Source organism: Streptomyces sp. NPDC086077 (assembly GCF_040686175.1).
Lineage (GTDB): Bacteria > Actinomycetota > Actinomycetes > Streptomycetales > Streptomycetaceae > Streptomyces.
Genome location: NZ_JBFBJT010000274.1, coordinates 1 through 4,567 on the forward strand (window position 1 = coordinate 1; position 4,567 = coordinate 4,567).

General features: G+C 72.5%; 6 protein-coding genes. 2 read left to right on the top strand and 4 right to left on the bottom strand.

Annotation, left to right across the window (positions count from 1 at the left end; translation table 11 throughout):
* Together AB0O67_RS36650 and AB0O67_RS36655 are read right to left on the bottom strand one after the other, a co-directional pair.
* On the bottom strand, positions 1–427 hold a 427-nt coding region (locus AB0O67_RS36650; protein ID WP_365460222.1), incomplete at its 3' end, for an SDR family NAD(P)-dependent oxidoreductase.
* Between the two features lie 18 nt (positions 428–445).
* Complete coding sequence (locus AB0O67_RS36655) at positions 446–985, bottom strand: TIGR00730 family Rossman fold protein (RefSeq protein WP_365460225.1); 540 nt, start codon at positions 983–985, stop codon at positions 446–448.
* Positions 986–1,035: 50 nt separating this feature from the next.
* On the opposite strand from AB0O67_RS36655, the gene AB0O67_RS36660 reads away from it, so the two are divergent.
* Complete coding sequence (locus tag AB0O67_RS36660; protein ID WP_365460228.1) at positions 1,036–1,371, top strand: DUF427 domain-containing protein; 336 nt, start codon at positions 1,036–1,038, stop codon at positions 1,369–1,371.
* Positions 1,372–1,380: 9 nt separating this feature from the next.
* On the opposite strand, the gene mnmA is transcribed toward AB0O67_RS36660, so the two are convergent.
* Positions 1,381–2,511, bottom strand: coding sequence for a tRNA 2-thiouridine(34) synthase MnmA (mnmA, locus tag AB0O67_RS36665; protein ID WP_365460231.1), 1,131 nt, complete (start codon positions 2,509–2,511; stop codon positions 1,381–1,383).
* Between the two features lie 60 nt (positions 2,512–2,571).
* Between mnmA and AB0O67_RS36670 the strand changes: the two genes are divergently transcribed.
* Positions 2,572–3,240 (top strand): N-acetylmuramoyl-L-alanine amidase, encoded by a 669-nt coding sequence (locus tag AB0O67_RS36670; RefSeq protein ID WP_365460234.1) that lies wholly within the window; start codon positions 2,572–2,574, stop codon positions 3,238–3,240.
* 7 nt (positions 3,241–3,247) lie between these two features.
* On the opposite strand, the gene AB0O67_RS36675 is transcribed toward AB0O67_RS36670, so the two are convergent.
* Positions 3,248–4,411 (bottom strand): cysteine desulfurase family protein, encoded by a 1,164-nt coding sequence (locus AB0O67_RS36675; protein WP_365460237.1) that lies wholly within the window; start codon positions 4,409–4,411, stop codon positions 3,248–3,250.
* Between the last annotated feature and the right edge of the window lie 156 nt (positions 4,412–4,567).

Genomic DNA, 4,567 nt, shown 5'->3' on the forward strand with positions numbered 1-4,567 from the left:
CGGCGTGGGCGCTCAGTCCCGCACCCGAGTTCACGAACACCACGTGGCCCTGTGCGGCGCGCAGTTGAGGCAACAGGAGGCGGGTGAGTTCGGCGGGGGCGACGAGGTTGACGTTGAGCTGGTGGCGCCACGTCTTGGGGGTCAGGTCGCCGACCGGACCCAGGTCGACCACGCCGGCGCTGTGCAGCAGGGAGTCCACCCGGTCGGGCAGCGTCTGGTGGGACAGCGCCCAGCTCAGCCTGTCGGGGTCGGAGAGGTCGCCGACGAGGGTCCTCGCCCCGGGGAACTCGGCGGCCAGCTCCTTGGCGCGGCCCGCGTCGCGCGCGTGCAGCACGAGGTCGTCCCCGCGCGCGTGCAGACGGCGGGCCACGGCCGCGCCGATGCCGGAACCCGCCCCGGTGATCACATGAGTAGCCATGCCCGCCATGCTCGCATCACCGCGGCGTCAGGCGACGCCCCGGCTCTCCTCCAGGTAGGCCAGCGCCCCCACCGGCTCCTCCGCGAAGAACACCAGGTCGGTCAGCGGCCTGGGCAGGAACCCCTCGTCCTCCATGCGGCGGAACTGCTCCTTCAGGCCGTCGTAGAAGCCCGCCGTGTTCAGCAGCACCACCGGCTTGTCGGTGTGGCCGTGCTTCTTCAGCTCCAGGATCTCGGTGGCCTCGTCCAGCGTGCCGGTGCCGCCCACCATGACCACCACGGCGTCGGACTTCTCAAGGAGCAGCCTCTTGCGCTCGGCGAGGTCCCCGGCGATCACCATCTCGTCGACGCCCTCGCGCGCCTTGGCCGCCAGGAACTGTACCGAGACGCCCACGAGGCGTCCGCCCGCCTCCTGCACGCCGTCGGCGACGACCTTCATCAGGCCGACGTCCGAGCCGCCCCACACCAACGTGTGCCCGCCCTTGCCCAGCAACTTCGCGAACTCGCGCGCGGGGCGGGTGTAGCGGTCGTCGAGCTCGGCGGCGGAGAGGAAGACGCAGATGTTCATGGATCCACCGTACGGGGGAAGAACGGCAGCCCCGCGAGTGCTGTCCCTACATGACCCAGAACGCCACCCGAGGCCACACGATCACCATCGAGCCGGGCACACAGCGCGTGCGCGTCGTGCGCGACGGGCAGGTGCTGGCGGAGAGCGACCGGCCGCTGCTCCTGCGGGAGACGGGAACCCCCGTGCGTTACTACATCCCGCCGCAGGACGTCCGGCTCGATCTGCTGACACCCTCCGAGACGCACACCTACTGCCCCTTCAAGGGCACCGCGTCCTACTGGTCGCTCCCCGACGCGCCGGATCTGGTCTGGGCCTACCCTGACCCGAAGCCGGACGTCGCCGCGATCAAGGACCACCTCTGCTTCTACGAGGTGGAGATGGTCTGAACCATCGGTTCAGACCACCCCCGCCGGCACGCGCGTGGTCGAGGCGATCGTCGCCGAGCCGACCACGCGCGTGCCGTCGTAGAGCACGATCGCCTGACCCGGGGCCACGCCCCGGACCGGCTCGGTGAAGCGCACGTGCAGCTCGCCGTCGAGCAGTTCGGCCAGGACCTCGGTCTCGCCTCCGTGGGCGCGCAGCTGCGCGGTGTAGGTGCCGGGGCCGCTGGGAGCGGTGCCGCACCAGCGGGGCTTGACGGCGGTGAGGCCGCCGACGTCCAGGGCGGAGGCGGGACCCACCGTCACCGTGTTGGTGACCGGGGAGATGTCGAGGACGTAGCGCGGCTTGCCGTCGGGCGCCGGGGTGCCGATCCTGAGCCCCTTGCGCTGGCCGATCGTGAAGCCGTAGGCCCCCTCGTGCGTACCGATCTTGCTGCCGGACTCGTCGACGATGTCGCCCTCGGCCCGGCCGAGGCGGTCCGCCAGGAACCCCTGGGTGTCGCCGTCGGCGATGAAGCAGATGTCGTGGGAGTCCGGCTTCCTGGCGACCGCCAGGCCCCGGCGCTCGGCCTCGGCGCGGATCTCGTCCTTCGTGGTGAGCGTGTCGCCGAGCGGGAACATCGCGTGCGCGAGCTGCTTCTCGTCCAGCACCCCGAGGACGTACGACTGGTCCTTCGCCATGTCGGAGGCGCGGTGCAGTTCGCGGCTGCCGTCGGGCAGGGTCACGACCTGCGCGTAGTGGCCTGTGCAGACCGCGTCGAAGCCCAGGGCGAGGGCCTTGTCCAGCAGCGCGGCGAACTTGATCTTCTCGTTGCAGCGCAGGCAGGGGTTGGGCGTGCGGCCGGCCTCGTACTCGGCGACGAAGTCCTCGACGACGTCCTCGCGGAAGCGGTCGGCGAGGTCCCAGACGTAGAAGGGGATGCCGATGACGTCCGCCGCACGGCGGGCGTCGCGGGAGTCCTCGATCGTGCAGCAGCCCCGCGCGCCCGTACGGAAGGATTGCGGGTTCGCGGAGAGCGCGAGATGGACTCCGGTCACGTCGTGTCCCGCCTCGGCCGCACGGGCGGCGGCGACGGCTGAGTCGACACCGCCGGACATGGCGGCGAGGACGCGGAGGGGGCGGGAGGGCTGCGGGGTGTCAGTCATAACCCCTCCAGGGTACGGGGACGCGGGAACCGGGGACCGCGGGTATCCGTTCTCGATCACATGGAGCAGACGAAGGGCGACCCGGGCCCGCGGATCGGGCGGCGCGCGCTGATCATCGGTGGGGCCGCGGCCGTGGTGGGCTCGGGTGCCGTGCTGGCGCGTGACGAGCTGTCGCGGCTGTGGTGGCAGGTCCCCGGGGTGGACAAGCCCCGGGTGGAGGGGGCCGTCGACTACACGGGCGCGCGCTGGGTGGCGGCCTCGTCGGCGAACTGGCGGCGGGCGGACCGCCCGGCCGACTACACGATCGACATGGTGATCGTCCATGTCACCCAGGGCAGCTTCGACAGCGCGGTGAAGGTCTTCCAGGATCCGGAGCACGGCGCCGCGTCGCACTACGTCGTCCGTGAGGACGGCCATGTCGCGCAGATGATCCGCGAGCTGGACGTGGCGTACCACGCGGGCAACCGCGGCTACAACGAACGCAGCGTCGGCATCGAGCACGCCGGCTTCGTGGACCGTCCACAGGACTTCACGGACGCGATGTACGCCGCGTCCGCCCGGCTCACGGCCGGGATATGCCGGCGCTACGGCATACCCGTCGACCGCGAGCACATCATCGGCCACGTCGAGGTGCCGGGGACGGACCACACCGATCCCGGGGAGCACTGGGACTGGGACCGGTACATGCGCCTCGTACGGCAGGCGGGCCCGGCCTCGACACCGGCCTGACGCGGGTTCAGGTCAGCCCCGCCGCCCGCGCCCGCTCCACCGCCGGCCCGATGGCCTTGGCCACCGCCTCGACGTCGGCGGCCGTGGAGGTGTGGCCGAAGGAGAAGCGCAGGGTGCCGCGGGCCAGATCGGGATCGGTGCCGGTGGCGAGCAGGACGTGACTGGGCTGGGCGACACCGGCGGTGCATGCGGACCCGGTCGAGCACTCGATGCCCTGGGCGTCCAGGAGCAGCAGCAACGAGTCGCCCTCGCAGCCGGGAAACGTGAAGTGGGCGTTGGCCGGGAGGCGGTGGGCCGGGTCGCCGCCGAGGATCGCGTCCGGCACGGCCGTGCGGACCACGTCGATCAGGTCGTCGCGCAGGGCGCCGACCTCGCGGGCGAACTTCTCGCGGTGCCCGGCGGCATGGCGGCCGGCGACGGCGAAGGAGGCGATGGCGGGGACGTCGAGGGTGCCGGAGCGGACGTGGCGCTCCTGACCGCCGCCGTGCAGGACCGGCACGGGGCTGCACTCACGGCTCAGCAGCAGCGCGCCGATGCCGTACGGCCCGCCGATCTTGTGGCCGGAGACGGTCATCGCGGCGAGGCCCGAGGTGGCGAAGTCGACGGGGAGCTGACCGACGGCCTGCACGGCGTCGGAGTGCATGGGTACGCCGAACTCGGCGGCGGTCTCGGCGAGTTCACGGATTGGCAGCACGGTGCCGATCTCGTTGTTGGCCCACATGACGGTGACGAGGGCGACGTCGTCGGGGTTGCGGGCGATGGCCTCGCGCAGCACCTCGGGCGCGACCCGGCCGTGGGGGTCGACCGGCAGGTACTCGACGGTGGCGCCCTCGTGTTCGCCCAGCCAGTGGACGGCGTCCAGGACGGCGTGGTGCTCGACGGGACTGGACAGGACCCGGGTGCGGGCCGGGTCCGCGGCACGGCGGGACCAGTACAGGCCCTTGACCGCGAGGTTGTCGGCCTCGGTGCCGCCCGAGGTGAAGACCACCTCGCTGGGACGGGCGCCGAGGGCTTCCGCGAGGGTCTCGCGGGCTTCCTCGACGGTGCGGCGGGCCTGGCGGCCGGATGCGTGGAGGGACGAGGCGTTGCCCGTACTGCGCAGGTGGGCGGTCAGGGCCTCTGCCGCCTCCGGAAGCATCGGGGTGGTCGCGGCGTGGTCGAGGTATGCCATGGTGACGCCGATTCTACGGCGCTACCGCCCTGGGCCGCGGGTGAGGTGGGCCCGGGTCGTGGCCGGTGTCGGCGCGTCGCAGCCGCGCCGTGGCGTCGGCGGGGGCGCGCCCCCCCCCCGGGCCCCCCATGGGGTACCCCCCGGCAGGAGCACCAC

Excerpts from the sequence above, each read along its gene's own strand:
- AB0O67_RS36655 (WP_365460225.1), bottom strand. The coding sequence starts at position 985 with ATGAACATCTGCGTCTTCCTCTCCGCCGCCGAGCTCGACGACCGCTAC.
- AB0O67_RS36660 (WP_365460228.1), top strand. The coding sequence starts at position 1,036 with ATGACCCAGAACGCCACCCGAGGCCACACGATCACCATCGAGCCGGGC.
- mnmA (WP_365460231.1), bottom strand. The coding sequence starts at position 2,511 with ATGACTGACACCCCGCAGCCCTCCCGCCCCCTCCGCGTCCTCGCCGCC.
- AB0O67_RS36670 (WP_365460234.1), top strand. The coding sequence starts at position 2,572 with ATGGAGCAGACGAAGGGCGACCCGGGCCCGCGGATCGGGCGGCGCGCG.
- AB0O67_RS36675 (WP_365460237.1), bottom strand. The coding sequence starts at position 4,411 with ATGGCATACCTCGACCACGCCGCGACCACCCCGATGCTTCCGGAGGCG.